At 71.9% G+C, this 24511-nt stretch carries 25 protein-coding genes; all 25 read right to left on the minus strand.

Annotation, left to right across the window (positions count from 1 at the left end; all coding sequences use genetic code 11):
* Nucleotides 1-2 precede the first annotated feature (2 nt).
* Complete coding sequence (locus tag FPT20_RS08575; protein WP_158864397.1) at nucleotides 3-233, minus strand: DUF6704 family protein; 231 nt, start codon at nucleotides 231-233, stop codon at nucleotides 3-5.
* A 67-nt stretch (nucleotides 234-300) separates the two neighbouring features.
* On the minus strand, nucleotides 301-1059 hold the full coding sequence (locus FPT20_RS08580; RefSeq protein WP_233265450.1) for a Trp biosynthesis-associated membrane protein: 759 nt from the start codon (nucleotides 1057-1059) through the stop codon (nucleotides 301-303).
* The gene (locus FPT20_RS08585) at nucleotides 1056-2588 is read right to left on the minus strand and encodes an anthranilate synthase component I (RefSeq protein ID WP_158864399.1); all 1533 of its coding nucleotides are present in this window, start codon (nucleotides 2586-2588) and stop codon (nucleotides 1056-1058) included. Before FPT20_RS08585 ends, FPT20_RS08580 begins: the two co-directional genes overlap by 4 nt.
* Nucleotides 2585-2968, minus strand: coding sequence for a phosphoribosyl-AMP cyclohydrolase (hisI, locus tag FPT20_RS08590; protein ID WP_158864402.1), 384 nt, complete (start codon nucleotides 2966-2968; stop codon nucleotides 2585-2587). The genes FPT20_RS08585 and hisI overlap by 4 nt, the downstream gene beginning before the upstream one ends.
* Nucleotides 2965-3729 carry an imidazole glycerol phosphate synthase subunit HisF gene (gene hisF, locus FPT20_RS08595; RefSeq protein WP_158864404.1) on the minus strand — a complete coding sequence of 255 codons (765 nt, stop codon included), beginning with the start codon at nucleotides 3727-3729 and terminating at the stop codon, nucleotides 2965-2967. Before hisF ends, hisI begins: the two co-directional genes overlap by 4 nt.
* Nucleotides 3729-4568, minus strand: a complete 840-nt coding sequence (gene hisG, locus FPT20_RS08600) for an ATP phosphoribosyltransferase (RefSeq protein WP_158864406.1) — start codon at nucleotides 4566-4568, stop codon at nucleotides 3729-3731. Before hisG ends, hisF begins: the two co-directional genes overlap by 1 nt.
* A 55-nt stretch (nucleotides 4569-4623) precedes the next feature.
* On the minus strand, nucleotides 4624-4887 hold the full coding sequence (locus FPT20_RS08605; protein WP_158864408.1) for a phosphoribosyl-ATP diphosphatase: 264 nt from the start codon (nucleotides 4885-4887) through the stop codon (nucleotides 4624-4626).
* A 20-nt stretch (nucleotides 4888-4907) separates the two neighbouring features.
* Nucleotides 4908-5567, minus strand: coding sequence for a ribulose-phosphate 3-epimerase (gene rpe / locus FPT20_RS08610; RefSeq protein ID WP_158864410.1), 660 nt, complete (start codon nucleotides 5565-5567; stop codon nucleotides 4908-4910).
* A 10-nt stretch (nucleotides 5568-5577) separates the two neighbouring features.
* A complete protein-coding gene (locus FPT20_RS08615) occupies nucleotides 5578-7005 on the minus strand; it encodes an RsmB/NOP family class I SAM-dependent RNA methyltransferase (RefSeq protein WP_158864412.1) in 1428 nt (475 codons plus the stop codon).
* Complete coding sequence (fmt, locus tag FPT20_RS08620; protein ID WP_158864414.1) at nucleotides 7002-7913, minus strand: methionyl-tRNA formyltransferase; 912 nt, start codon at nucleotides 7911-7913, stop codon at nucleotides 7002-7004. Before fmt ends, FPT20_RS08615 begins: the two co-directional genes overlap by 4 nt.
* 75 nt (nucleotides 7914-7988) lie before the next feature.
* The gene (locus FPT20_RS08625; protein WP_158864416.1) at nucleotides 7989-10004 is read right to left on the minus strand and encodes a primosomal protein N'; all 2016 of its coding nucleotides are present in this window, start codon (nucleotides 10002-10004) and stop codon (nucleotides 7989-7991) included.
* Between the two features lie 2 nt (nucleotides 10005-10006).
* Nucleotides 10007-11200, minus strand: coding sequence for a methionine adenosyltransferase (gene metK, locus FPT20_RS08630; RefSeq protein ID WP_158864418.1), 1194 nt, complete (start codon nucleotides 11198-11200; stop codon nucleotides 10007-10009).
* Between the two features lie 96 nt (nucleotides 11201-11296).
* Nucleotides 11297-12580: a bifunctional phosphopantothenoylcysteine decarboxylase/phosphopantothenate synthase gene (locus FPT20_RS08635; protein WP_158867972.1), complete on the minus strand. Its 1284-nt coding sequence runs from the start codon at nucleotides 12578-12580 to the stop codon at nucleotides 11297-11299.
* Between the two features lie 89 nt (nucleotides 12581-12669).
* Entirely contained in the window at nucleotides 12670-12927 is a 258-nt protein-coding gene (rpoZ, locus tag FPT20_RS08640; protein ID WP_158864420.1) for a DNA-directed RNA polymerase subunit omega, read from the minus strand.
* A gap of 75 nt (nucleotides 12928-13002) precedes the next feature.
* Nucleotides 13003-13935 carry a guanylate kinase gene (gene gmk, locus FPT20_RS08645; protein WP_158864422.1) on the minus strand — a complete coding sequence of 311 codons (933 nt, stop codon included), beginning with the start codon at nucleotides 13933-13935 and terminating at the stop codon, nucleotides 13003-13005.
* Nucleotides 13928-14803 (minus strand): orotidine-5'-phosphate decarboxylase, encoded by an 876-nt coding sequence (pyrF, locus tag FPT20_RS08650; protein ID WP_158864424.1) that lies wholly within the window; start codon nucleotides 14801-14803, stop codon nucleotides 13928-13930. Before pyrF ends, gmk begins: the two co-directional genes overlap by 8 nt.
* Complete coding sequence (gene carB, locus FPT20_RS08655) at nucleotides 14800-18093, minus strand: carbamoyl-phosphate synthase large subunit (protein ID WP_158864426.1); 3294 nt, start codon at nucleotides 18091-18093, stop codon at nucleotides 14800-14802. The genes pyrF and carB overlap by 4 nt, the downstream gene beginning before the upstream one ends.
* Nucleotides 18093-19295, minus strand: a complete 1203-nt coding sequence (carA, locus tag FPT20_RS08660; protein ID WP_233265451.1) for a glutamine-hydrolyzing carbamoyl-phosphate synthase small subunit — start codon at nucleotides 19293-19295, stop codon at nucleotides 18093-18095. Before carA ends, carB begins: the two co-directional genes overlap by 1 nt.
* A complete protein-coding gene (locus tag FPT20_RS08665) occupies nucleotides 19292-19828 on the minus strand; it encodes a PH-like domain-containing protein (protein ID WP_158864428.1) in 537 nt (178 codons plus the stop codon). The genes carA and FPT20_RS08665 overlap by 4 nt, the downstream gene beginning before the upstream one ends.
* On the minus strand, nucleotides 19821-21152 hold the full coding sequence (locus FPT20_RS08670) for a dihydroorotase (protein WP_158864430.1): 1332 nt from the start codon (nucleotides 21150-21152) through the stop codon (nucleotides 19821-19823). Before FPT20_RS08670 ends, FPT20_RS08665 begins: the two co-directional genes overlap by 8 nt.
* Nucleotides 21149-22105, minus strand: a complete 957-nt coding sequence (locus tag FPT20_RS08675) for an aspartate carbamoyltransferase catalytic subunit (RefSeq protein WP_158864432.1) — start codon at nucleotides 22103-22105, stop codon at nucleotides 21149-21151. Before FPT20_RS08675 ends, FPT20_RS08670 begins: the two co-directional genes overlap by 4 nt.
* Nucleotides 22102-22653: a bifunctional pyr operon transcriptional regulator/uracil phosphoribosyltransferase PyrR gene (pyrR, locus tag FPT20_RS08680; protein WP_158864434.1), complete on the minus strand. Its 552-nt coding sequence runs from the start codon at nucleotides 22651-22653 to the stop codon at nucleotides 22102-22104. Before pyrR ends, FPT20_RS08675 begins: the two co-directional genes overlap by 4 nt.
* 86 nt (nucleotides 22654-22739) lie before the next feature.
* A complete protein-coding gene (locus FPT20_RS08685; RefSeq protein ID WP_158864436.1) occupies nucleotides 22740-23441 on the minus strand; it encodes a DsbA family protein in 702 nt (233 codons plus the stop codon).
* A gap of 12 nt (nucleotides 23442-23453) precedes the next feature.
* Nucleotides 23454-23864 carry a transcription antitermination factor NusB gene (gene nusB, locus FPT20_RS08690; protein ID WP_158864438.1) on the minus strand — a complete coding sequence of 137 codons (411 nt, stop codon included), beginning with the start codon at nucleotides 23862-23864 and terminating at the stop codon, nucleotides 23454-23456.
* Nucleotides 23865-24428: an elongation factor P gene (gene efp / locus FPT20_RS08695; protein WP_158864440.1), complete on the minus strand. Its 564-nt coding sequence runs from the start codon at nucleotides 24426-24428 to the stop codon at nucleotides 23865-23867.
* Nucleotides 24429-24511 lie beyond the last annotated feature (83 nt).

The raw sequence follows: 24511 nt of genomic DNA on the forward strand, positions 1-24511 counted from the left end.
GGTCAGTGGCCCTTCGGCGTGTACTTGGAGCCGCCGACGCCGTACCCGGCGCGCTTCATGACCCAGCCCACGATGAGGCCGATGACGGCGAGGGCCGCGGAGGCCCAGACGATGATCGCGGCGTCGAAGAAGAACGCGACGGCTCCGATGGCGAAGGCGACCAGCATGATGATGACGGCCGTCCACGCCGCCGGAGAGTGACCGTGGCCTGGCTCGACTGACTCGGTGCTCATGGGACTCCTGCACGTCGGGTGCGCACGTCGGTGCGCACGGGGGTTGGATCGGATCCAGTCTAGTGGCTCAGCGCGTGGGGTCGTCGCCCCGGCTGAGCTCGTCCCAGCTGTCGATGGCGGTGTCGCGGTCGAGCGTGCCCGGCTCACGCGGGCTCTCCCCCTCCGCGACCGCACGCGCCTCGGCGTCGTCATCCGGGCGCGCCTGCGGTTCCTCGCCGCCAGCGGAAACCGCCGACGCATCGAGGGCCTCGGCGGCGGGCCGCCCGTCCTCCGTCTCGAAGCGGGTCCGGTACTTGCGCGACGCTCCCGGCCACAGGCGGGAGAAGACGATGACGGAGGCGCCCCCGAGCACCAGCACCACTCCGCCGGCGACCGCCGCCCACGGCCACGGCTCGACCACGACGGACTGCACGAGACGGCGGATCGACGCGTCCCCCGCCACCCCGGTCGCGGTCGTGACCGCGGCCGACGAGGAGCGGATCGGGTCCGCCAGCGCCGTTCCCGCCGAGATCAGGACGGAGACCCCGAGGAGCACGCCGAGCAGGGCGAGCACGATGCGGAAGGCCGGTCCGGCGATCGCGAGGGCGGCGGTCAGGGCCAGGCCGGCCAGGGCCAGGGCCGTGAGGGCGGGCGCGGCCGCCGACCCCGCGACGCTGATCGTCGCAACGTGGTCGGCCGTGTCGACGAGGCGGACCGAGAACCACGACTGCGTGGCTGCGAGCAGGCTGAACGCACTCCCGACCACGAGCGCGAGCATCGATGCGTACTTCCAGCGGCGCCCCACGGCGGCGCGCCGGACGTCCGCGGTGCTCTCCGCCTCCGTCACAGCACCCTCGTCATGGCGTTGGCGACCGCGACGGCGCGCAGCGGTGCGGCCGCCTTGTTCCAGGACTCCTGGTACTCGTTCTCCGGCACGGAGTCGGCGACGAGTCCGCCCCCGGCCTGCACGCGTGCCACGCCGTCCATGATCGTGGCCGTGCGGATCGCGATCGCCAGGTCGGCGTCCCCCGCGAAGTCGAAGTAGCCGATCACGCCGCCGTAGACCCCGCGCTGCGCCGGCTCGAGCTCGTCGATGATCCGGAGCGCCATCGGCTTGGGGGCGCCCGACAGCGTCCCCGCGGGGAAGGTCGCCCGGAAGACGTCGATCGCGCTCGCCTCGGGACGGAGGTCGCCCTCCACCGACGACACGATGTGCATGATGTGGCTGAACCGCTCGACGCGCATGAACTCGGTGACCTCGACGGTCCCGGCCTCGCACACCTTGAGCAGGTCGTTGCGTGCCAGGTCGACGAGCATGAGGTGCTCCGCCCGCTCCTTGTCGTCGGCGAGGAGGGACGCCTCGAGGTCGAGGTCCTCCTCCGGGGTGGCGCCGCGCGGCCGGGAGCCGGCGATCGGGTGCGTGAAGGCGCGCCCCTCCTGGACCTTGACCAGCGCCTCCGGCGAGGAGCCGACGATCTCGTAGCGGTCGCCGTCGGGCTTCTCGAGCGACAGGAGGTACATGTACGGACTCGGGTTGAGCGCCCGGAGCACCCGGTAGACGTCAAGCGCGGAGGCATGGCACTCGAGCTCGAAGCGCTGCGAGACGACGACCTGGAAGATGTCGCCTGCGACGATGCGCTCCTTCGCCGTCTCGACGGAGGCGAGGAAGTCCTCCTTGCGCGTCCGGAACTCGGGCTCGGCGGGCGTGGACAGGTCGATCTGCGCGAGGACCGCCTCCGCGGGCTGCGCCAGTTCGGCCTGCATGCGGTCCAGTCGCGCCTGCGCGTCGGCCCAGAGGGCGTCCGCCGTCTCCTCGCCGTCGGCCAGCGCGTTGGCGACGAGCTTGACGGTGCCCGTGCGGTGGTCGATCACCACGAGGTCGGCGACGAAGGCGAGGGCCTGGCCGGGCACGGCGTAGTCGGCGGGCGGGCGGTGCGGGAGCCGCTCGAGCTGGCGGATCGCCTCCCAGCCGATGAAGCCGACGAGACCACCGGTCAGCGGCGGCAGCCCCGGGATGCGCGGTGTCGTCCAGCGCCGGTGGAGAGCAGCGAGGGCGGCGAGCGGCTCGGCCGGCCGCTCGGTTCCGAGGGCCCGCTCGGCGTTCAGGCCGTAGTCGAGCCACCGCACCTCGTCGCCCTGCTGCGTGAGCACCCCGAAGGAGGCCGCGCCGACGAACGAGAACCGCGACCAGATGCCTCCCTGCTCGGCGGACTCGAGGAGGAACGTGCCCGGGCGCCCCGCCGCCAGCTTGCGGTAGATGCCCACGGGCGTCTCGCTGTCGGCGAAGAGCTCCCGGATGACGGGCACGACGCGATGTCCGGCCACGAGCGACCCGAATTCGTCGCGGGTCGTCGTGCCGGCGACCTCGGCGATCACCGGTCCTCCCGGGCGGCTTCGGGGCTCTCCCCCACCACGGGCGAGAGCTGGTCGGCGTCGAAGCACGTGCGCGTGCCGGTGTGGCAGGCGGCGCCGATCTGGTCGACGGTCACGAGCAGCGTGTCGCCGTCGCAGTCGATGGCGAGGCCCTTCACGTACTGCACGTGTCCGGAGGTGTCGCCCTTCCGCCAGTACTCCTGGCGCGAGCGCGACCAGAACGTGACGCGGCCCTCGCTCATGGTCCGGCGGAAGGCCTCCGCATCCATCCAGCCCATCATGAGCACCTCACGGGTGTCCCACTGCTGGATGATCGCCGCGACGAGTCCCGCCTCGGTGAAGCGGATGCGGCTGAGCGCCTCGTCGATCTCGGTCGTGCTCATCGTCGTACCTCCAGTCCGGCGGCGGCCAGCTCGTCCTTCACGTCGCCGATCGTGAGCTCCCCCTGGTGGAAGACGCTGGCGGCCAGCACGGCGTCCGCTCCCGCCTCGATCGCCGGGGGGAAGTGCTCGACGCGTCCCGCGCCTCCCGAGGCGATGACGGGCACGCTGCTCAACTCGCGCATGGCGCGGATGAGCTCGAGGTCGAAGCCCTCCTTGGTGCCGTCGGCGTCGATCGAGTTGACGAGCAGCTCGCCGGCACCGAGCTCGATCGCCCGGGTCGCCCACTCGAGTGCGTCCAGCCCGGTCTCCGTCCGGCCGCCGTGCGTGGTGACGACGAACCCGGAGGGGGTCGCCGCCGAGCGCTTGACGTCGAGCGACAGCACGAGCACCTGCGCGCCGAAGCGCGCGGCGATCTCGGCCACGAGCTCCGGCCGGGCGATCGCGGCCGAGTTGACGCCGACCTTGTCGGCGCCGCTGCCGAGGAGCCGGGCCACGTCCTCGGGGCTGCGCACGCCTCCTCCGACCGTGAGCGGGATGAACACCTGCTCGGCGGTCGCGCGGACGACGTCGTACGTGGTCGCCCGGTCGTCGACCGTGGCGGTCACGTCGAGGAACGTGAGCTCGTCGGCGCCCTGCTCGAAGTAGCGGCGAGCGAGCTCGACCGGGTCGCCCTGGTCGCGCAGGTTCTGGAAGTTGACGCCCTTCACGACGCGGCCGGCGGCCACGTCGAGACACGGGATCACGCGGACCGAGACGCCCATCAGATCCGTGCCGCGTGGATCGAGGTCACGAGGATCGCCCGCGCTCCCAGCTCGTAGAGGTCGTCCATGATGTGGTTCGTGTGCTCGCGGCGGATCATGACGCGGACGGCGACCCAGTCCGGCTCGCCGAGCGGCGACACGGTCGGGGACTCGACACCGGGGGTCAGCGCGACCGCCTTCTCGAGCAGGGCGACCGGCAGGTTGTAGTCGACGAGAACGTACTGGCGCGCGACCATGACGCCCTGGAGGCGCCGCAGGAGGGTGTCGACCCCGGTCGCGGGCTCCGGTGACGAGATGAGCACCGCCTCCGACTCGAGGATCACCGGCCCGAAGATCTCGAGGCCCTGCTTCCGCAGCGTGGAGCCGGTCTCGACGACATCGGCGACCGCGTCGGCGACGCCGAGGCGCACGGCCGACTCGACGGCGCCGTCGAGCTTGATGAGCGCGGTATCGACGCCGTTCTCGGCGAGGAAGGCGCCGACGAGCCCGGGGTAGCTGGTCGCCACCCGCTTGCCGGCGAGGTCGGCGAGCTCGGTGAACGCGGCGGCGGGCCCGGCGAAGCGGAACGTCGACGCGGCGAAGTCGAGGGCGGCGATCTCGGCGGCGGCTGATCCGGAGTCGAGAAGAAGGTCTCTCCCCGTGATGCCCACATCGAGTGCGCCGGAGCCGACGTACGTGGCGATGTCGCGCGGTCGCAGGTAGAAGAACTCCACGCCGTTGCGCTGATCGGTGACGATCAGCTCCTTCGGGTCGCGGCGGCCGACATAGCCGGCCTCGTGGAGCATCTGCGCCGCGGTCTCGGAGAGGGAGCCCTTGTTCGGGACGGCGATCTTCAGCATGGTCGAGTCTTTCGTGACGGGTCCGGTGTCGTGGTCGGGATGCCTCGGCGGCCGATCACAGATGTCGGTACACGTCGGCCGGGGTCAGGCCCTTCGCGAGCAGCAGCACCTGGAGGTGGTACAGCAGCTGCGAGATCTCCTCGGCGGTGGCCTCGTCGGTCTCGTACTCGGCGGCCATCCAGACCTCGGCGGCCTCTTCCACGATCTTCTTGCCGATGGCGTGCACGCCGGCGTCGAGCTCGCGCACCGTCCCGGAGCCCTCCGGACGGGCGGCGGCCTTCTCGCTGAGCTCGGCGAAGAGGTCGTCGAAGGTTTTCACCGTTACAGCGTACCGGTCCGTCAGTGACGGTGCGCCGCGACCGCGTCCCTCAGCGCCGCGATGCGCTCGGCCGGCTCGCCGCGGAACACGCTGGAACCGGCGACGAACGTGTCGGCCCCGTTCTCGGCTGCTGTGACGATCGTCTCCTCGGTCACGCCGCCGTCGACCTGCAGCCAGACGTCGAGGCCGCGCGCGTCGACCGCCTCCCGGAGGGCGCGGAGCTTGGGCATGGTCTCCGGCATGAACGACTGGCCGCCGAACCCCGGTTCGACCGTCATCACGAGCACCTGGTCGAACTCGGGCAGCACCTCGAGGAACCGGTCGGCCGGGGTGCCGGGCTTCAGCGCGATCCCGGCCCGCGCGCCGATGTCGCGGAGCCGCCGGGCGAGCGCGACCGGATCGGAGGCCGCCTCGGCGTGGAACGTCACCGAGAACGCGCCGAGTTCGGCGTACCCGGGCGCCCAGCGGTCGGGGTCGTCGATCATGAGGTGCACGTCGAGCGGGATCGGGCTGACGTCCTGGATGCGGCCGACCATCTGCGGCCCGAACGTCAGGTTGGGCACGAAGTGGTTGTCCATCACGTCGACGTGCATGAGATCGGCGCTCGCTATCCGCTCGATGTCGCTCTGGAGGTTGACGAAGTCAGCGGCCAGGATGCTCGGGTTGATGCGTGCTGCCATGCCCTCCAGCCTAGAGGCGGCCTCCGTCGCGCTTGCGCAGCAGGGCGATGAACATCGCGTCGGTGCCGTGCCGGTGGGGCCAGAGCTGGACCGTCTCCGGCGCGCCCGCGAGATCGAGCCGCTGCATGGCCACATCCTGCAGCACGGCGGCGGTGTCGAGCTGCTCGATGGCACCATCGTGACGGTCGAGGGCGCCCGTCACGACGCCCCGGGTCTCGGCCAGATGGGGCGAGCACGTCACGTAGGCGAGGGTCCCGCCGGGGCGCAGCGCCGCGAAGGCCGAGTCGAGGAGGCGGGACTGGAGGGCCGTCAGCTCGGCGACGTCGCGCGGGGTCTTCCTCCACCGCGCCTCCGGGCGCCTGCGGAGTGCGCCGAGGCCCGTGCACGGCGCGTCGAGGAGGATGCGATCGAAGGCCTCGGGCTCCTCACGCCCGACGAGCGTCCCGTCCTTCTCCCAGACGGGCACGTCCATGGGCACGGCGGAGAGCGCGCGGCGCACGAGATCGGCGCGCGCCGGGACGAGCTCGTTGGCGACGAGGGACGCGCCTCCCGCCAGCGCTTCGGCCGCGAGGAGGGCGGCCTTGCCTCCGGGCCCCGCGCACAGGTCGAGCCAGCGCTCGCCGGGCTGGACGGGGGTGGCGCGCGAGAGCGCGAGGGCCGCGAGTTGCGAGCCCTCGTCCTGCACGCGGAGCCGGCCGCCGCTCTCCTCGACCAGCCGGAGGGGGTCGCCGCCGCCGGTCGTGAATCCGGGCGGCGAGAACCGGTCCGGGGTGGAATCCGCGGGCGCGTCGGCGAGCCCGGGCAGGGCGACGAGGTTGACGCGAGGCGCTGCGTTGTCCTCGTCCAGGAGCTGCTCGAGCTCCGCCTCCCTCCCCTCGGCCTCGAGCGCCCGGCGGAGCGCTCGGACGATCCACACCGGGTGGGAGGCGAGCACGGCCAGGCGCTCGTCCTCGGAGCGCACGCGCTCGACGACGCGGAGGCGCCACTCCTCCTCCGCATGGCGTCCGATCTCTCGGAGCACGCCGTTCACGAAGCCCGTTCCGGACCGGCTCCCGACCGTCCGCGCGAGCGCGACGGACTCGTTCACCGCGGCATGGGCGGGCACGCGCATCGACAGCAGCTGGTGCGCCCCGAGGCGGAGCACGTCGAGGAGCGGCGGGTCGATCATGTCCACGGATCGGCCGGCCGCCCGGGCGATCACACGATCGTAGTAGCCCTGCATGCGCAGGGTTCCGTAGGTGAGCTCCGTCGCCAGCCCCGCGTCGGCCGGGGAGAGGCCGGCCTGCGCGATGCGTCCCGGGAGGAGGAGGTTCGCGTACGCGTCGGACTCCCGGACGGCGGTCAGGACGTCGAGCGCCACGCGCCGGGCGGGCTGAGCGCGGGTTCCGGCGGCGGGAGCGCCTCCGCGTCGCCCTCCCCTGCTGTTCCGGTCGGTCATGACAGCACCACTCCCTCCCCCGCTCCGCGGTACCAGTCAGCGGCCGGCATCGCGCGCTTGCCCGCCGGCTGGACGGTGATCAGCTCCAGCGGATGAGTACCCGTCCCCATGAGGACGCGGTCGCCGCGCAACGCGACGGCACCGGGGGCCCGAGGCTCGTCGTCGGCTGCGAGCCGCGCCGCGTGGATCTTGAAGCGATCGCCTCCGAGCAGCACGAAGGCGCCCGGCTCAGGCGTCACTCCCCGAAGTCGTGCGTAGACGCGTTCGGCCGGCTGCGCCAGGTCGAGCCGCGCGTCGTCGATCGTCAGCTTCGGTGCCAGCACCGGCTCGCCGGCCTGGGGCTCGGCCATAGCGGTGCCGTCGGCCAGCGCATCGACGGTGTCGGCAAGGAGGTCGGCGCCCGAGACGGACAGCGCCTCGAGGAGCTCGCCCGCGGTCTCGTCCGGTCCGATCGGGCGGCGGAGCTCGCTGAAGACATCGCCGGCGTCGAGCTCCCGGACGAGCCGGAAGACGGCGGCCCCCGTCTCGGTGTCGCCCGCCATGACGGCACGCTGGACCGGCGCGGCCCCGCGCCATCGCGGCAGCAGCGAGAAGTGGAGGTTCACCCAGCCGTGCCGGGGAAGCGAGAGCAGCGGCTCGCGCACGAGCCCCCCGTAGGCCACGACCACCCCGAGCTCCGGCTCGAGGGCGGCGACCCGCTCGGTCACCTCGTCGCCGAGGCGGTTCGCTTTGATGACCGTCAGCCCGAGGGCCTCGGCCGCGCCGGCGACCGGGGACGGCGTGAGAACCCGTTTGCGACCGAGAGGGGCGTCCTCCCGGGTGATCACCGCGACCACATCGTGGCGGGCGGCGACCGCCTCCAGGGAGGGGACGGCGACGGCGGGCGTGCCGGCGAAGACGAGGCGCATGGCAAGGTTCTTTCGGTTCAGGTCAGTCCGGCAGTCTACTCGCGCCGGGTGTGCCGGAGGTGGTCGGCGGACGCGCTACAGCACATCGGGGTCGTCGAACCGCACCCGCAGGGTCGGGGCCGGGCGGTATCCCGAGCGGCCGGCCGGCGCGCGGCGGCGGCGCGTGGCGTTCCGGACGACGGCCGCGCGGACGGCGGCGGCGACCTCGGCCCCACGGGCGTACTCGAAGCGGAGCACGGCCCGCACGAGGTCGCGACCGCGGTCGTCGGAGACGGTGGCCGGTCCGAGCACGTCGATGAGGAGGATCGGATCGACCGCAGCGATGACCTCGCGCACGGCCTGCTCGACGCCCGTCACCGACGCCAGGCGCACGGCCGGCGGGAAGCGGAGCTCCCGGCGCTCGACCAGCTCCTGATGGGCGAACGGCGCGAGCCTCCCCGTGGCGAAATCGCGCGCGATCGGGCCCGAGACCCCGACGAGCACGGTCGGCGCGCCAGGCGCTGCCAACCCCGCGGCCGACGACCACCAGCGCAGGCAGTCCTCCGCCACGCGGAGATCCTCGCGGGCGAGCATGCGCTCGCCGTCGAGGAGGAGCACCGCCTGATAGCCGCCCTCGGCGATCGGCTCCGCACCGCGCGTCGCGACCACGAGAGCGGGTGCCGCGCCCACCCGGAGGACGGGATGGTCCCCGTCGGCGAGGACGACCCTGGTGCCCGGGAAGGCGCGGCCCAGCTCCTCGGCCGTGCGGCCGGAGCCGACCGTGACGATCCGGAAGCGCTCGTGCTCGCAGTGCTCGCACCTCCACTCGGTCGCCAGGCGGCCGCACACGCCGCACGACGGCACGGCGCCGGCCCTCGTCTGCCCGAGCGGTCCGCGGCAGTTCGTGCAGTGCGCGGCGCGAGCGCAGTTCGCGCACGCGACGAGGGGCGCATAACCCGGGCGAGCGACCTGGACGAGCACCGGTCCGCGGGGGCGCCCGCTGTCGCCGCTCAGCGCATCCTTCGCGGTGCGCCAGGCGGTCGACGGGATCCGCGCTGCTCGCACGGCCGGTTCCGACGCCTGCTGCGCCGCCGTGAGGACCACCCGGGGGGTGACGGCGCGCTCCGGGCCCACCTCGGAGAGCCAGCCCACCTCCACCAGCCGCTGCGCCTCGACACTCCTGATGTGGCCGCTCACCACGAGTGCGCAGCCCTCGAGCTCCTGGCGCACGAGGGCGGCGTCGCGCGTGTGGACGTAGGGGCTGAGCGGCTCGGAGTGCAGGGGGTCGCTGTCCTCCCAGATCGCGATCAGGCCGAGTCGCTCCGCCGGCGCGTAGACCACCGAACGGTTGCCGATGATGATCCGCGGGCCGCCGAGGGCGTCCAGGAAGCCCCGGTATCGATCGGCGTTGGCCTGTCCGGCGTCGGCCCGGACGACGGCGCGCGGCGGCGCGATCGCGGCGAGGGAGGCGGCGAGCTGGTCGAGATCGCGATGGTCGGGCACCGCGATGATCGCGGTCCGGCCCCCGCTCCAGACATCGAGCGCGAGAGCGGCCAGGGTCACGGACCACTCGCCCACCCAGGCGCCGTCGGGGAGCCGCGTGAGGCCGGGAATCGCGGTCAGGGCGATCCGGCGCCCGGCGGCGACCGCGTCTTCGAGCGCTCGCGCGCCGTATCCGCGGACGGGGACTGTCGTGGGAGCGGACGCTGAAACCGGGTCGGCGTCGCCGCCCTCGCGCCGGGCCGCCAGCCACGCCTTCTCGACCCGGACCATGCGAGGAGGGACGGCCAGGCGCAGGATGTCGCTCGCGGTCCCGGCGCTCCGGTCGGCGAGCCGCCTCGCCAGGGCCCAGACCTCCGGAGTCAGGACGGGCACGGGAGAGACGACCGCCTCGAGCGGGCTGAGGGCGCCGTCGAACGCGTCATCCGGGTCTCCCAGCCCGACGAGGAAGCCGTCGGCCACCCGGCCTGCCGAGCGCAGCGGGACGCGAACGCGCACGCCCGGCTTCGCCTGCTCGGCGAGCTCCTCGGGGACGAGGTAGTCGAACAGGTGGTCGAGCTGCGGGAGCGGCGAGTCGATGACGACGCGGGCGACCCGGCCGGCCGCCGGCACCGCTACAGCCCCGCGGCCGACCGCAGGTCGTCGACGCGATCCAGCCGCTCCCAGGTGAAGTCGGGCAGCTCGCGGCCGAAGTGGCCGTAGGCGGCCGTCTGCGCGTAGATCGGACGGAGGAGGTCGAGATCGCGGATGATGGCGGCCGGGCGGAGGTCGAAGACCTCGCGGATCGCCGCGATGATCCGGCTGTCCGGCACGGTGCCGGTGCCGAACGTCTCGACGTAGAGACCGACCGGCGCGGCCTTGCCGATCGCATAGGCGACCTGCAGCTCCAGCCGGTCGGCGAGTCCGGCGGCGACGGCGTTCTTGGCGACCCAGCGCATCGCGTAGGCGGCGGAACGGTCGACCTTCGACGGATCCTTGCCCGAGAAGGCCCCACCGCCGTGACGGCTCGCGCCCCCGTAGGTGTCGACGATGATCTTCCGGCCGGTGAGACCCGCATCGCCCTTGGGGCCGCCGATCTCGAACCGGCCGGTGGGGTTGATCAGGGTGCGCACGTGCGAGGACTCGAGGCCGGCCGCGTGGAGCACCGGCTGGATGACCTCCTCGATGACCTCCGCCTGGAGCTGCTCGGTGGAGACGTGCGGCGCGTGCTGGGTCGACAGCACGACCGTCTGCACCGACCGGGGCACCGAACCCTCGTAGCCGACGGTCACCTGCGTCTTGCCGTCCGGCCGGAGGTAGTCCAGCGTGTCGTCCTTGCGGACCGCGGCGAGGCGCTCCGCGAGACGGTGCGCCAGCCAGATCGGCATCGGCATGTACTGGGGGGTCTCGGTGGTGGCGTAGCCGAACATGATGCCCTGGTCGCCGGCGCCCTGCCGGTCGAGGTCGTCATGGCTCTGCTCGGCCCGCGTCTCGAGCGCGTTGTCGACGCCCTGCGCGATGTCGGGCGACTGAGCGCCGATCGAGATGGAGACGCCGCACTGGTTGCCGTCGAAGCTGACCTCCGACGAGTCGTACCCGATCTCGACGATCTTGTCGCGCACGAGCGCGGGGATCTCGACGTAGCCGGCGGAGGTGACCTCGCCCGCGACGTGCACGAGCCCCGTCGTCACGAGCGTCTCGACGGCGGCGCGGCTGTGCGGGTCGACAGCGAGGAGCGCGTCGAGGATGCTGTCGGAGATCTGGTCGCAGATCTTGTCCGGGTGGCCCTCGGTGACCGACTCGGACGTGAAAAGACGCAGATCTGCCATGTGTTCTCTCTCGGTAATGGACGTGACCTCGGTCGCAGGCTCCCTCGGCGCTGGGATCGCGGAACCGCTTCGCGCTTCCCCAAGCTCCCCCGCGCGCTAGGCGATGACGTCGAGAATACGGTCGGCCACCGACAGCTTGCTGCCCGAGGCCTCCATCACTATATCGCCGCCCCTCCGGAGCACGACGACCTCGTTGCTCTCCGTTGCGAAGCCCTGCGACCAGCCCACCTGGTTGAGCACGAGGAAGTCGCTGCCCTTGCTGTCGAGCTTGCGGCGGCCGAGCTCGATCAGGGCCTGCGGGTCGAGCTCGGTCTCGGCGGCGAAGCCGACGATCACCTGCCCGTCGCGCTTGCGAGAGGCGAGGCCGGCGAGGATGTCCGGGTTGGCGACGAGCTCGAGCGTCATCCGGTCGCCGTGATCGGACTTCTTGATCTTGGCGTCCTGCGCCTCTGCGGGCCGGTAGTCGGCGACCGCGGCGGTCATGACGACGATGTCGGCGGCGCGGGCCGCCTCCTCGACGGCCTCTTGCAGCTCGAGGGCCGTGCCGACCTCGATGAGCTCGACGCCGTCCGGCGGTTCGACCTCCAGATGGGCGGCGACCAGGACCACCTCGGCGCCGCGCGCGAGCGCCGCGCTCGCGAGGGCGACGCCCTGCCGTCCGCTCGAGCGGTTCCCGATGAACCGCACCGGGTCGAGCGGTTCGCGGGTGCCGCCGGCGGTCACGACGACGCGCTTGCCCGAGAGGTCGACACCTCCGCGCGGTCGTCGTGCGGCCTCGTTCGCCCGGCGGCGCTCGGACAGCACGACCACGTCGGCCACGGGCTCCGGGGCCGCAGCGACCGCGGGACGGGGCGAGACGCCGGCGGCGCGCAGCGCGGCACGGACGATGACCTCGGGCTCCTCCATGCGGCCCGGGCCGGAGTCGGCACCGGTCAGTTGACCGCTGGCCGGGCCGACGACGGTGACGCCGCGGCCCCGGAGGGTCGCGATGTTCGCGACGGTCGCCGGGTTCCGCCACATCTCGGTGTGCATCGCCGGAGCGATGACGAGCGGCGCGGTGGAGGCGAGGACGGTGTTGCCGAGGAGGTCGTCGGCGATGCCGGCCGCGAGCTTGGCGATCGTGTTCGCCGTGGCGGGCGCGATGACGATGAGGTCGGCGGACTGCCCGATGGCGACGTGGCGGACCTCGGCGACGCCCTCATAGAGGTCGGTGGCCACCGGGTTGCGGCTGATGGCCTCGAGGGTGGGGCGCCCCACGAACCGGAGCGCCGCCTCCGTCGCGACGACGTGGACCGAGTGGCCCTCGAGCACCAGGGCGCGGATCACGCCGACGGCCTTGTACGCGGCGATGCCGCCGGTCACTCCGACGACGATGGTCAATCGTGGGCTCAACGGCGCCAGCCTCCTCAGCGGCAGGGGTGTCTCGGCCCCGGGACCCTCCCGGCGGCCGGGCTGTCGTTACGGGGCGATCACTCGGCGATCGGCTTGATGACGAGCTTGTCCTCGTTGATCTCGTGGAGGGCGACCGACAGCGGCTTGTCGTCGACGGAGGAGTCGACGAGCGGGCCGACGTTGTCGAACAGGCTGCCCTCGTGGAGGTCGGCGTAGTAGTCGTTGATCTGACGGGCGCGCTTGGAGGCGAAGATGACGAGCGCGTACTTCGACTCGACCTTCGCGAGCAGGTCGTCGATGGGCGGGTCGATGATGCCGTTGGTGCTGGTTGCCATGCGGAAGCTGCCTTTCTTGCAGTGGAGCGGCCAGGCCGGGGGCGGAGACGCCCGCCGCGGCGCGACGATGTCGGTCTAGGGGCGCGGTGAAGCCGCGCGGACCTTCATCAAGTCTACGACCTCCCGGGCGGCCTCGGCGACGTCGTGGTTCACGACCCGGTAGTCGAACTCGTCCTGGGCGGCGAGCTCGACCTTCGCGGTCTCGAGCCGCCGCGCCTGCTCGGCGGTGTCCTCCGTGCCCCGCCCGATCAGCCGCCGGACCAGTTCCTCCCAGGTGGGAGGCAGCAGGAAGATGAGCCGCGCCTCCGGCATCGCCCGGCGGACCTGCCGGGCGCCCTGCAGGTCGATCTCGAGCAGGACGCTCCGGCCGGCGGCCAGCGCCTCCTCGATCGGGGCGCGCGGTGTGCCGTACCGGTAGGCGTTGTGGACGGTCGCGTGCTCGAGGAGCTCGCCCCCCGCGATCATCCGGTCGAACTCCGCGTCGTCGACGAAGTAGTAGTTGACGCCGTCGACCTCGCCGGGCCGCGGAGCGCGCGTGGTCGCCGAGACCGAGAGCAGCACCTCCGGGTAGTTCTCGCGGATGTAGGTCGAGACGGTGCCCTTGCCGACCGCCGTCGGGCCCGCGAGCACCACGAGCCGGTTGCGCTGCCGGGCGGTCCGGTTCTCCCGCTCGATGAGGTACTCGCGCAGCCGGAGGCGCTGGTGCCGGCCGAGGCCGCCGAGCCGCTTGGCCGGGGAGATCTGGAGGCGTTCCAGCGCCTCCTTCATCTTCGTCGTCCCGATCGCGGGCACGCTGAGGAGGAACTCGGTCACGCGGAGCCGTCCCTCCACGCCCTCCGGGTCCGTCGTCGCACGGTCGAGAACGACGAGCGGCGAGATCTCGCGCGCGGCGATGGCCGCCTTGACCGCGGCGCGCGCCCGCCTCGCGGCGACCGCCGCCACAGACGCGGCGCGGCGGTCGACCTCGGGAGGCTGGGGACGGCGGGAGGCGGTGGCCGGCTCAGACATCGGCCGCTCGCACTTCCTCCGCCCGGCGCTGCACGGCCGAGGCCAGCCCGTCGGGGCCGGCGCCGAGCAGTCCGCGGGACTCGCTCACGATCACGCCGCGCGCCAGGCCGCCGAAGATCCGGCGGACGTCCTCGACGCGGGCGCCCTGGTGGCCGAAACCGGGGGCGAGCACCGGCAGCGGCGGGGTCCGCTCCCCCGCGGTCGCCACGTCGATCCCGTAGTCGCCGAGGTCGACGGTCGCGCCGAGCACGAGCCCGACGGTCCCGAAGGAGTGCGTCGGCTGGTCCTGGTTGAACGAGTGCACGTCTTCGATGATGGCACGAGCGACGGTGAGTCCCGCACGGGGACCCGTCCCGACGACGGCGCGCTGCACGTCGGCCGCCTCCGGATTGGATGTCGCGGCGAGCACGAACAGACCCGTCCCCGTCCGCTCGGCGAGGGCCATCGGCTCCGCGAGCGACCCGACACCCTGGTAGGCGGCGACCGTGATCGCGTCGGACCGGAGCGGCGAGCCCGGGCTGAGCCACGCCTCCGCGTAGGCGGCGACGCTGGTGCCGATGTCGCCGCGCTTGACATCGGCGATGACCAGCAGACCGGCGGCCCGCGCCGCGTCGAGCACCTCCTCGAGCGCCGCGTACCCGGCGGACCCGAAGCGCTCGAAGAAGGCCACCTGCGGCTTCACGATGGCCGCGTGACCGGAAGCGGCCTCCACGACCTTCAGGCCGAACGCGCGGACGCCCTCCGCCGAGACGGGGAGTCCCCACCGCTCCAGCAGGTGCGCGTGCGGGTCGATGCCGACGCACAGGCGGCCGCGCTCGTCGAACGCGGCCGCCAGGCGGTCGCCGAAGGCCTCGACGGCCGCTGTCATGCGCGGGCGGCCCGCGCGGCGGCGTACTCCTGCAGCGATGTGACCGCGAAGCCCTCACGGATCGCATCGAGCGAGGCGACCGCCGCGCTCAGCTCGGCGATGGTCGTGAACAGCGGTTTGTCCGCGGCGACCGCCGCGGCACGGATCTCGTACCCGTCGGCCCGCGCGGAGCGGCCGCTCGGCGTGTTGATCACGACGTCGACCTCGTTGCGGTTGATCAGGTCGACGATCGAGTCGCCCGTGGCGTCCGCCTCGTGGACCTCGCTGTACTTGCGCACCAGTCGTGCGGGAATGCCGTTGCGGTTCAGCACCTCGCCGGTGCCCTCCGTCGCGAGGATCTCGTACCCGAGCTGTCGGAGGCGGAGCACCGGGAGGACGACAGCGCGCTTGTCGCGGTCGGAGACCGAAACGAACACCGTCCCGCTGAGGGGCATCCCGCCATAGGCGGCGGACTGGCTCTTCGCGAAGGCCGTCGGGAAGTCGGTGTCGATCCCCATGACCTCGCCCGTGGAACGCATCTCCGGGCCGAGCACCGAGTCGACGACCGTGCCCTCGCGCGTGCGGAAGCGCTTGAACGGGAGGACCGCCTCCTTGACGGCGACGGGCGAGTCCATCGGGATGACCGAGCCGTCCTGCTCGGGCAGCAGTCCCTCTACGATCAGATCGCCGATCGACGAGCCGACCATGATGCGCGAGGCGGCCTTGGCCAGCGGGATGCCGAGGGCCTTCGAGACGAACGGGACCGTGCGCGAGGCGCGCGGGTTCGCCTCCAGCACGTAGAGCACGCCGGCCCCGACCGCGAACTGCACGTTCAGGAGGCCGCGGACGCCGATGCCCTCGGCGATCCGGTGGGTCGCCTCGCGGACGCGGTCGATCTCGCGCCGGCCGAGCGTGATCGGCGGGAGCGTGCACGAGGAGTCGCCGGAGTGGACGCCGGCCTCCTCGATGTGCTCCATCACGCCGCCGATGTAGAGCCGCTCGCCGTCGTAGAGGGCGTCGACGTCGATCTCGATGGCGTCGTCGAGGAAGCGGTCCACGAGGAGGGGGTGGGCCGGCCCGACGATTCCCTGCCCGGCGACCCGCTCGAAGTAGTCGGCGAGGGAGGCCGAGTCGTACACGATCTCCATGCCGCGCCCCCCGAGCACGAAGCTCGGGCGCACGAGCACCGGGTAGCCGATCTGCTCGGCGACGTGGGCCGCGCTCGGGTAGTCGACGGCGGTGCCGTTGCGCGGGGCCACGAGGCCTGCGGCGTCGAGGATGCCCGAGAACAGGCCCCGCTCCTCCGCGAGATCGATCGCCTCGGGCGTCGTGCCGAGGATGGGCACGCCGGCCGCCTCGAGCCCCTTGGCGAGGCCGAGCGCGGTCTGGCCGCCCAGCTGCACGACGACGCCCACCAGCTCGCCGGTCTGCGACTCCGCGTGGATGACCTCGAGGACGTCCTCCAGAGTGAGCGGCTCGAAGTAGAGCCGGTCGCTCGTGTCGTAGTCGGTCGAGACCGTCTCGGGGTTGCAGTTGATCATGATCGTCTCGAACCCGGCGTCGCGCAGCGCGAACGAGGCGTGGACGCACGAGTAGTCGAACTCGACGCCCTGGCCGATGCGGTTCGGGCCCGATCCGAGGATCACCACCTTGCGGCGGTCGCTCGGCTCCACCTCCGTCTCGATGTCGTAGCTGGAGTAGTGATACGGCGTCAGCGCCGGGAACTCGCCCGCGCAGGTGTCGACCGTCTTGTAGACCGGACGGACGCCGAGGATGTGCCGCACCTCGCGGACGTCGCTCTCGCCGAATCCGCGCAGCTCGCCGATCTGGGCGTCGGAGAAGCCGTGGTCCTTCGCGTAGCGCAGCGTGTCCGTGTCGAGGGTCTCGGCCGCGCGGATCTGCTCCGCGACCTCGTTGACGAGGACGATCTGGTCGATGAACCAGGGGTCGATCTTGGTCGCCTCGAAGACCTGCTCCGGCGTGGCGCCGAGGCGGAGCGCCTGCTGCACGTCGACGATGCGTCCATCGGTCGGGGTGGCGATCGAGGCGAGGAGCTCCTCCACCGTGCGGCTCTCCGGGCCCCAGTGGAAGGACGAGCCCCGCTTCTCGAGCGAGCGCAGCGCCTTCTGGAGGGCGGAGGTGAAACTCCGGCCGATCGCCATGGCCTCGCCCACCGATTTCATGGTCGTGGTCAGCGTCGGGTCGGCGGCCGGGAACTTCTCGAAGGCGAACCGCGGCACCTTGACGACGATGTAGTCGAGCGTCGGCTCGAAGCTCGCCGGGGTGACCTTCGTGATGTCGTTCGGGATCTCGTCGAGGCGGTAGCCGATCGCGAGCTTGGCCGCGATCTTGGCGATCGGGAACCCGGTCGCCTTGGAGGCGAGCGCCGACGACCGCGAGACGCGCGGGTTCATCTCGATGACGATGATGCGGCCGTTCTCCGGGTTGACGGCGAACTGGATGTTGCAGCCGCCGGTGTCGACGCCGACCGCGCGGATGATGTCGATGCCGATGTCGCGGAGTCGCTGGTACTCGCGGTCGGTGAGCGTGAGCGCCGGCGCGACCGTGATCGAGTCGCCCGTGTGGACGCCGACGGGGTCGACGTTCTCGATCGAGCAGACGACGACCGTGTTGTCGGCCGAGTCGCGCATGAGCTCGAGCTCGTACTCCTTCCAGCCGAGGATGGACTCCTCGAGGAGCACCTCGCTGGTCGGGCTCTGGTGGATGCCGTCGCCGGCGATCCGCCGCAGCTCCTCGGGCGTGTGGGCGAAGCCCGACCCGAGCCCGCCCATGGTGAAGGAGGGACGCACCACGAGCGGGTACCCGAGGTCCTCGGCGAACTCGAGCGCCTCCTCGACGGTGTGCGCGATGTGCGAGCGCGCCACCTCCGCGCCCGCCTCGATGACGAGCTCCTTGAAGACCTGGCGGTCCTCGCCCTTCCGGATCGCCTCGAACTTCGCGCCGATGAGCTCGACGCCGTACTTCTCGAGGATGCCCCGCTCGTGCAGCTGCGTCGCCGCGTTGAGCGCCGTCTGGCCGCCGAGGGTCGGGAGGATCGCGTCGGGCTTCTCCTTCGCGATGATCGTCTCGATGACCTCCCAGGTGATCGGCTCGACGTAGGTCGCGTCGGCGAAGTCCGGGTCGGTCATGATCGTGGCCGGGTTGGAGTTGACCAGGATGACCCGGACCCCCTCCGCCTTCAGCACGCGGCAGGCCTGCGTGCCGGAGTAGTCGAACTCGACGGCCTGGCCGATGACGATCGGGCCGGACCCGATCACGAGGACCGAGTTGATGTCGTCGCGCTTGGGCATCAGGCGTTCTCCTCCGGGGTGGTCGCGTCGCCGCTGGTCTCGTCCGAGCCGTGCTGGGCACGCATGCCGTGCTGTTCGCGGATCATGTCCAGGAAGCGGTCGAACAGGTAGTTCGCATCGTGCGGGCCCGCCGCCGCCTCGGGGTGGTACTGAACGCTGAAGGCGTTCAGGTCGAGGCAGTTGAGACCCTCCACGACGTTGTCGTTGAGGCTGAAGTGGCTCACCTCGACGCGGCCGAAGCCGGCGGGCGAGTCGAAGGTCGCGTCGATGGGCGCCTTGACGGCGAACCCGTGGTTCTGCGCGGTGATCTCCACCCGGCCGGTCCGCTTGTCGAGCACCGGCTGGTTGATGCCGCGATGCCCGAAGGGCAGCTTGTAGGTGTCGAGGCCGAGCGCGCGGCCGAGCAGCTGGTTGCCGAAGCAGATGCCGAAGTACGGCAGACCGGCGCGCAGCGTCTCCTGGAGGAGCGCTACGTGCCGGGTGGACGCCTTCGGGTCACCGGGGCCGTTCGAGAAGAACAGGGCGTCGACGCCCAGGCCGAGGACGTCCGAGGCGCTGACCTGCTGCGGGAGGACGTGCACGTCGAGGCCGCGCGACGCGAGGTTGTCGAGCGTCGACTTCTTCACGCCGAGGTCGAGGACGGCCACCGAGCCGACCTTCTCGCCGACCGCCGGGACGGTGTACGGCTCGATCGTCGACACCTCGGCCGACAGGTTCCGGCCGCTCATGGCGGCGCCCGCGCGCACCAGCTCGAGCTGCTCGCTCTCGCTGAGCTCCGCCTCCTCGCCCGAGAAGATGCCGGCACGCATCGCACCGGCCGAGCGGATGTGGCGGGTGAGCGCCCGCGTGTCGATCCCGCTGATCCCCACGACGCCCTGGGCGACGAGATCGTCGTCCAGGCTCCGCTGGGCTCGGAAATTCGACACAACGCGGCTGGGCTCGCGTACCACGTAGCCGGCGACCCAGATCTGCCGCGACTCCATGTCCTCGTCGTTCGTGCCCGTGTTGCCGATGTGGGGCGCCGTCATCACGACGATCTGCCCCGCGTACGACGGGTCGGTCAGGGTCTCCTGATAGCCGGTCATCCCGGTCGCGAACACGGCTTCGCCGAGCGTGCGCCCCACGGCGCCGTACGCCCGGCCCGTGTACCGTGTGCCGTCCTCGAGGACGAGCACCGCCTGCTGTGCAGCCACTGTCGTCACACCTCGCTTTCGTCGGTCGTTCCCTCGGCGCCGCGGTCGCCCGCGACGGGGAGGATGTCTTCGATGGCCGAGGCGAGAGCCGCCCGGCCGGCCGGGTCGACGACCCGGAAGTAGCTGTCGGCGGGAGCCCCGCCGGTCGTGGTCCAGCTGATACGGAGGAGCCCATCGCGCTCGACGGCCCGGTCGATCGCGACCGTCGCCACGCCGACCCCGCTGAGGGCGGAGGCGGGCACGAAGACCGGCTGCTCGCCGGTCACCGCGATCCGGATGCCCTCCGGTCTCACGCTGACGCTGCCCTTGCCGCGGAACGCGAGGCCCGGGAGGGCCAGCCGCTCGAGGTGCTCCCCCGCCTTCGTCGTGGCGACGTAGAGCACCGGCGCCTCCAGCACGGCGGCGGAGAGGACCTCGGGGGCCGGGTAGCCGCCTCCCGCGGGAGCGTCCCGCCGGACCCGGCGACGCCACCCGGCGACGGCCAGCCCGACGAGGACGACCACCACGAGGACGATGGCCAGGGTCAGGAGCGCCCTATCCACGCACGCCCTCCCCCCGCGAGACCAGCTCGGCGTCGAGCACGGCGCCGTCGAGCACGGTCGGCCGGCCGCGGTGGAAGGTCGCCATCACGCGTCCCGGCAGGGTCATGGAGAGGTAGGGCGAGTTCGTGCCCTTCCCGGCGAGATCGCCGCGAGAGAAGCTGCGAGAGACGCTCGGGTCGTAGAGGAACAGGTTGGCCGGCGACCCTGCGGTGAGCGGCGCCCCGTGACCGGAGAGCCGTCCGATGCGGGCGGGCGTCGCGGAGAGGACCCTCGCGATGTCGGCCCAGCCGAGCATCCCGGTGTCGACGACCGCCGCCTGGACGACCGAGAGAGCCGACTCGAGACCGACCATCCCGAACGCCGCGGCGTCCCACTCGCAGTCCTTCGACTCGACGGGATGCGGGGCGTGGTCGGTGGCCACGATGTCGATCGTGCCGTCCGCGAGACCGGCGCGGAGCGCCTCCACGTCCTCGGCCCGGCGGAGCGGCGGGTTCACCTTGTAGCGCGCGTCGTATCCGGCGGCGAGCTCCTCCGTGAGCAGGAGGTGGTGCGGCGTGACCTCGGCGGTCACGTCGATCCCCCGCGCCTTCGCCCACCGGATGACATCGACCGACCCGGCCGTGGAGACGTGGCAGACATGGAGGCGGGACCCGACGTGCTCGGCGAGGAGGACGTCGCGCGCGATGATCGACTCCTCCGCAACGGCGGGCCAGCCGGCGAGCCCCAGCTGGCCCGAGAGCGCGCCCTCGTTCATCTGGGCGCCCTCGGTGAGCCGCGGCTCCTGCGCGTGCTGCGCGATGACCCCGTCGAAGGCCTTGACGTACTCGAGCGCCCGGCGCATGAGCAGCGGGTCGGACACGCACTTGCCGTCGTCGGAGAACACGCGGACCGCCGCCCGGGACTCGGCCATGGCGCCGAGCTCGGCGAGGCGCTCCCCCGCGAGCCCTACGGTGACGGCGCCGATCGGGCGCACGGTGGCGTAGCCCGCCGCCTCGCCGAGGCTGAGCACCTGCTCGACCACACCGGCGGTGTCGGCGACCGGGGACGTGTTGGCCATCGCGAAGACCGCGGTGAAGCCTCCGGCGGCCGCGGCCCGCGTCCCGGTCAGCACCGTCTCGCTCTGCTCGTATCCGGGCTCGCGCAGGTGCGTGTGCAGGTCGACCAGGCCGGGGAGCGCCAGCAGCCCGTCCGCGTCGATGACGCGGGCGCCGGAGTGGGACAGACCGGTGCCGGTCTCGGCGATGCGCCCGTCCGCGACGAGGAGGTCGGCGACGGAGCCGTCCGCCAGGGTGGCACCCGCGATCAGGTACGTCTCGTCAGTCATGCTCTTGCCTCTCGATCGGCGCCGGACAGCAGCAGGTAGAGAGCGGCCATCCGCACGGAGACGCCGTTCGCGACCTGCTCCCGTACCGTCGAGCGGGGCGAATCGGCCGCCGCAGCGGAGATCTCCAGCCCGCGGTTCATCGGGCCCGGGTGCATCACAATGCTATCGGGGCGGAGCCGGGCGAGGCGCTCCTCGTCGAGGCCCCAGCGGCGCGAGTACTCCCGGGTCGTCGGGAAGAAGGCGGCGTTCATCCGCTCGCCCTGGATCCGCAGCATTATGACGACATCGGGACCGGAGGCGATCGCGTGGTCGAGGTCGAAGCCGACGGAGGCCGGCCATCCCGACACATCGACGGGCAGCAGCGTCGGAGGAGCCACGAGCGTCACGTGCGCGCCGAGCGTCTCCAGCAGCCACACATTGCTCCGCGCCACGCGCGAGTGGAGGATGTCGCCGACGATCGCGACCGAGACGCCGTCGAGGTCCTTGCCGCGGCTCGCCGGGCCGTGCAGGCGGCGGCGCATGGTGAAGGCGTCGAGCAGCGCCTGGGTGGGGTGCTCGTGCGTCCCGTCCCCCGCGTTGACGATGCCGGCGTCGATCCAGCCGCTCGCCGCCAGCGTCTGCGGTGCGCCCGAGGCGCTGTGCCGCACGACGACGGCGTCGGCGCCCATCGCCGCGAGCGTCTGGGCGGTGTCCTTGAGGCTCTCGCCCTTCGAGACGCTGGAGCCCTTCGCAGAGAAGTTGATCACGTCGGCCGACAGGCGCTTCGCCGCGGCCTCGAACGAGATCCGCGTGCGCGTCGAGTCCTCGAAGAAGAGGTTCACCACGGTCTTGCCGCGCAGCGTGGGGAGCTTCTTGACCTCGCGCTCCTGCACGTCGGCCATGTCCTCCGCCACATCGAGGATCTGGAGGGCGTCCTCGCGGGAGAGTCCTTTCGTGGACAGCAGGTGCCTCACGCGGCGCCCTCCTCGATCGTCACCGACTCCTCGCCGTCGATCTCGTCCAGCCGGACGAAGATCCGCTCGGAGGAGGCCGATGGGAGGTTCTTGCCCACGAAATCCGCGCGGATCGGCAGCTCCCGGTGACCCCGGTCGACGAGCACGGCGAGGCGGACGGCGCGCGGCCGGCCGAGGTCGTTCAGCGCGTCCAGCGCGGCGCGGATCGTGCGCCCCGAGTAGAGCACGTCGTCGACGAGCACGACCGTCTTGCCGTCGATCGGCACGGGGACCGAGGTGGGCTGCGGCGTCCGCGTGGGGTGCCGCGACAGATCGTCGCGGTACATGGTGACGTCGAGGGCGCCGACGATCGCATCCGGGGAGGCGACCGCTCCCGGCTCGATGCGCTGGATGTTCTCGGCGATCCGGCGGGCGAGGACGACCCCCCGCGTCGGGATCCCGAGGATCACGAGGTTCTCCGTGCCCCGGTTGGACTCGAGGATCTCGTGCGAGATCCGAGTCAGGGCACGCGCTACGTCAGCCTGCTGCAGCACGATGCGCGCTGTCATGCCGACCTCCTTCCCCGCCTCACAGGACGGCTGTTAAAGGATGTCTGTCGGGATAAGAGCTTAGCGGAAAGCGCGAGCCGCCCGTGTCACGCCCCGAGGAACTTCTCGAAGGCCTTCGCGTCCGTGACGCTGCCCGGGTACTGCTTGCCGTCCACGAGCACAGTCGGCGTCCCCTGGATCTTGTCGAGGAGCTTCTTTCCGTCGACCACGATCGGCCCGGAGACGGACTGCGTCGTGTTCGCCTGCGCCCACACTTTGAGCGGGTCGGACCGCGAGAGGCAGCCCGAGATGTCGGTGATCCCCAGGGCCGACGCGCGACGAGCGAGCTCCGCGTCGGTAAGGCCGCTCGATCCCTCCTCGGGCTGGTCGGTGTACAGCGCCCGGAAGTAGTCGAGCACCCGGTGCTGGTCGTGGATGCCGACGCAGGTGAGTGCGGCCGCCGCTCGGGTCGAGTAGCCGGTCCCGTTGGAGTTCGGGTCGAGGAAGGTGAGCGGGTGGAGGCGGACCGTCACCGAGCCGTCGTCGACGGCCTTCGCGATGGTCTCGCCGTTGGTGCGCTCGAACTGACCGCAGTACGGGCACAGGGCGTCGAACCAGATGTCGACCTTCTTCGCGCCCGTGCCCGCGGCGATGTAGCGCTCGTCGAAGTTGACGGCGCCGTCCGTGCCGGTCGGAGCCTTGCCGGTGGCGACCGGCGCACTGGAGCCGCCGATCAGCGAGCACGCACTGACGGACGCGGCCACGCCGAGGGCGAGCAGGAGCGCGAGCAGGAGGCGCAGCGGCTTCACGAGACGCGCCCGCTACTTCGTCTGAGCGATCTTGGCGAGGAGCCCGTTGACGAACCCCGCCGAGTCGTCCGTCGACAGCACGGTCGCCGCCTCCACGGCCTCGGAGATGGCCACGCCGTCCGGGATGTCGTCGTTGAACAGCAGCTCCCAGACGCCGATCCGCAGGATGGCGCGGTCGACGGCGGGCATCCGCGCGAGCGTCCAGCCCTGCGCGTAGGTCTCGATCTGCTCGTCGATCTCGTCCTGGTGGTCGATCACGCCGTCGACGATCTCGCGGGCGTAGAGCCAGGAGGCCTCGCGGGCGGGCTGGGTCGCCGCACGCTCGGCCTCGACCGCCAGGGCCTGCGGCAGCGGCACGCCACGGAGGTCGGCGCTGTAGAGCACGTCGAGGGCGCGCTTGCGCGCCTTGGTCCGCGCGCTCATCTAGTCGTTGACGCGGCCGAGGTAGTCACCCGTGCGGGTGTCGACCTTGACCTTGGTGCCGGTCTCGAGGAACAGGGGGACCTGGATCTGGTACCCGGTCTCGACGGTCGCGGGCTTCGTTCCGCCGGTCGAGCGGTCGCCCTGGAGGCCCGGCTCGGTGTAGGTGATCTCGAGTACGACAGAGGCGGGGAGCTCGACGTATAGCGGGGAGCCCTCGTGCAGCGCGACCGTGACGTTCTGGTTCTCGAGCATGAAGTTGGCGGCGTCGCCGACGACGGGGCCCGGGATGGTGATCTGGTCGTAGTCGCTCGTGTCCATGAACACGAAGTCGGCGCCGTCCTGGTAGAGGTACTGATAGTCGCGGCGGTCGACGTTGGTGATGTCGATCTTCGCGCCGGCGTTGTAGGTGCGGTCGACCGTCTTGCCGGTGGTCACGTTCTTGAGCTTCGTGCGGACGAACGCGCCTCCCTTGCCCGGCTTGACGTGCTGGAACTCGATCACCGTCCAGAGCTGTCCGTCGATGTTGAGGACGATGCCGTTCTTGATGTCAGCGGTCGATGCCATGCGCGAGTTCCATTCGATGTGCGGAAGATTCGGGTGGATGCGACCGCTCGGGCCGCCCACAGTCGGGCCGCGGCGTCGCGCGG

The sequence above is a fragment of the Leifsonia sp. AG29 genome (assembly GCF_009765225.1).
In the GTDB taxonomy this organism is placed as follows: Bacteria; Actinomycetota; Actinomycetes; order Actinomycetales; family Microbacteriaceae; genus Leifsonia.